3 protein-coding genes are annotated in these 2,831 nt (G+C 74.0%); 1 reads left to right on the forward strand and 2 read right to left on the reverse strand.

The window, feature by feature from the left end; translation table 11 throughout:
- Positions 1–18 precede the first annotated feature (18 nt).
- Positions 19–888 (forward strand): lysophospholipid acyltransferase family protein, encoded by an 870-nt coding sequence (locus H5J29_RS27820; RefSeq protein ID WP_181783955.1) that lies wholly within the window; start codon positions 19–21, stop codon positions 886–888.
- A 13-nt stretch (positions 889–901) separates the two neighbouring features.
- Here the strand turns inward: H5J29_RS27820 and H5J29_RS27825 are convergent, their stop codons facing one another.
- Both H5J29_RS27825 and H5J29_RS27830 read right to left on the reverse strand, forming a co-directional pair.
- A complete protein-coding gene (locus H5J29_RS27825) occupies positions 902–1,774 on the reverse strand; it encodes an HAD family hydrolase (RefSeq protein WP_181783956.1) in 873 nt (290 codons plus the stop codon).
- Positions 1,775–1,979: 205 nt separating this feature from the next.
- Positions 1,980–2,831, reverse strand: an 852-nt coding sequence (locus tag H5J29_RS27830; RefSeq protein WP_220188027.1) for a DUF5667 domain-containing protein, incomplete at its 5' end; no start/stop codon positions are given.

The following is a 2,831-nucleotide window of genomic DNA, read 5'->3' on the forward strand; positions in this document are numbered from 1 at the left end:
CCCCCCACGCAGCCGGGGATCGCCGCGGTCCCGGACCCCGAGCCGCCCGCCTGGGAGTCCACCCTCGCCGAGGCGCTGCGCTTCCTGCGCCGCAGGCTGGCGGGGGACTACGCCGTGGACGAGTTCGGCTACGACCCCGAGCTCGCCTCGACGGTCCTCGCCGGGGCGCTGCAGCCGCTCTACCAGCACTGGTTCCGGGTCGAGACCATCGGCATGCAGCACGTCCCGGAGACCGGCGGCGCCCTGATCGTCGCCAACCACTCCGGCACGCTCCCGCTCGACGCGCTGATGACGATCCACTCGCTGCACGCCGAGCACCCCGCCAAGCGCAGGCTCCGGCTGCTCGGGGCGGACTACATGTTCCGGCTCCCGGTCGTGGGCGAGCTGGCCCGCAAGAACGGCGCCACGCTGGCCTGCAGCCCCGACGCCGAGCGGCTGATGTCCTCCGGCGAGCTCGTCGGGGTGTTCCCCGAGGGCTTCAAGGGCATCGGCAAGCCCTTCGCGGACCGCTACAAGCTCCAGCGGTTCGGCCGCGGCGGGTTCGTGTCCGCGGCGCTGCGCACCGGCGTGCCGATCATCCCGTGCTCGATCGTCGGGGCCGAGGAGATCTATCCCAAGATCGGGGACGTGCAGCCGCTCGCCCGGCTGCTCGGGGCGCCGTACTTCCCGATCACCCCGACCTTCCCGCTGCTCGGGCCGCTGGGGCTCGTGCCGCTGCCGTCGAAGTGGTACATCGAGTTCGGCGAGCCGATCTCGCTGGCGGACTACACGCCCGCGGACGCGGACGACCCGATGCTGGTCTTCAACCTCACCGACCAGGTGCGCGAGACCATCCAGCACACCCTCTACCGCCTGCTGGGCCAGCGCCGGAACGTGTTCCTCGGCTGACCCGCATCAGGCGTCAGCGCTTGCGGTACGCCACGCCCGCGGCCACCGCGCCCGCGAGAGCACCCGCGCCGAGGACGGACGGGACGCCGATGCGGGCGGCGCGGCGGCCGGTGCGGAAGTCCCGGATCTGCCAGCCCTGCTCCTTGGCGACGTCTCGCAGCTCGGAGTCGGGGTTCACCGCCACCGCGGTGCCGACGGCCGAGAGCATCGGCACGTCGTTCACCGAGTCCGAGTAGGCGGTGCAGCGGCGCAGGTCCAGGCCCTCGGTCACGGCCAGCGCACGCACGGCGTGCGCCTTCGCCGGACCGTGCAGGATCTCGCCGACGAGCCTGCCGGTGTAGTGCCCGTCGACGCTCTCGGCCACGGTGCCCAGCGCGCCGGTCAGCCCCAGCCTGCGCGCGATGATCAGCGCGAGCTCGACGGGAGTGGCCGTGACCAGCCAGACCCGCTGGCCTGCGTCGAGGTGCATCTGCGCGAGCGCCCGGGTGCCCGCCCAGATCCGGTCGGCCATCAGCTCGTCGTAGATCTCCTCGCCGAGCTCCACGACCTCCTCGACCGGCCTGCCCGCCACGAACGACAGCGCGGTGTCCCGGTGGCCGGCGATCCCGGTCTTGTCCTCCCGGCCGCCGACCCGGAACTTCAGCTGCTGCCAGGCGAACCCGGCCAGGTCCGAGGTCGTGAAGAACTTGCGCGCGGCCAGCCCGCGGGCGAAGTGGAAGATCGACGCGCCGACCATCATGGTGTTGTCGACGTCGAAGAAGGCGGCGGCCGTGAGGTCCTGCTCCGCGGCCTCCGACGGCGGCGGGGTCTCGCCCGCGGCCACGGCGGCGGCTGCGGCCGCCTCACCGGCCCGCTGGGAACGGTCCAACGCGCTGACCGCCGCCATCACGTCAGCGGACTCGGCCACTCCCGCGACCTGCGCCCGGCCGTCGTCCTCCGGCTCACCGTGCTCCACTTACCACCTCGGGTCCGACACCTCTGGGCCTTCCGAACGGGTCCAGACTACTGGCGGGATCGACGCCGGGCCGACACCCGGACGCGCGAAGGGCCGCGCGGTGGATCACCGCGCGGCCCTCCGGGACGGGTCTCGCTCAGCCCAGCGTGATCGACGGCAGGCCGGGCAGCAGCGGCGGCAGGTTGATCGGGGGCAGCAGGCCTCCGCCGCCGCCTCCGCTCCCGCTGTCGCCCGAGGGCTTCTCGCTGGTGCTGCTCTGCGGGGCGCCGCTCTCCGACGTGGTGCTCGAGTCGCCCTCGGTCGTGGTCGTGGGGTCGTCCTGACCGCCCACGACCCCGCCGAGCAGGCCCTGGTCCTCCGACGGCGTGGTGGTGTCCGTCGGCGAGGTGGTCTCGGTACCCGACGGCGCGGTCGACGCGGTCCCGCTGCGCGAGGTCGCCGACTCCGGGCGGCCCGCCTGCACGGCCGTGCCGCCGGTCGCGCCGGACTCCACCGGGACGCAGTCGCCCTTCGCCGGGACCGGGCCGAGGTCGTCGACCCCGTTGCTGACCTCGGAGCAGCCCATCCGCTCCTGCAGCGCCTCGGCCCGCTCGGCGAGCCGGGCCATCAGCTGCGTGGACTGGTCCGCGCCCGGGACCTCCTGGTCCGCGCTCTGCAGCGCGGCGATCGCCGCCGACTGGCGGTTCGCCCAGGCGCCCAGGTCGCCGAGACCGGCGTCCGTGGGCTCCGGTCCGGCGAGCACCATCCGCGAGCCCTCGCTGGCGGCCTCGTCGAAGGCCTTCAGCGCGGTCTCGTAGGTGGCGGCGTCCGGGGTGCGGCCCGCCTGCTGCAGGCGCTCGATCTCCTGGATCCGCGCGGCCGCGGCGTCGAGGTGGCGCTGGGCCTTGGCCGTGTCGTCGAAGGTGAAGGCCGTGCCCGTGGACTCGGCCATCAGCTTCATCGCGTAGAGCGAGTCGCCCGGCAGCGCGTCACTGCTCATCGCCGCGAC

The organism is Pseudonocardia pini (genome assembly GCF_013870575.1).
In the GTDB taxonomy this organism is placed as follows: domain Bacteria; phylum Actinomycetota; class Actinomycetes; order Mycobacteriales; family Pseudonocardiaceae; genus Pseudonocardia; species Pseudonocardia pini.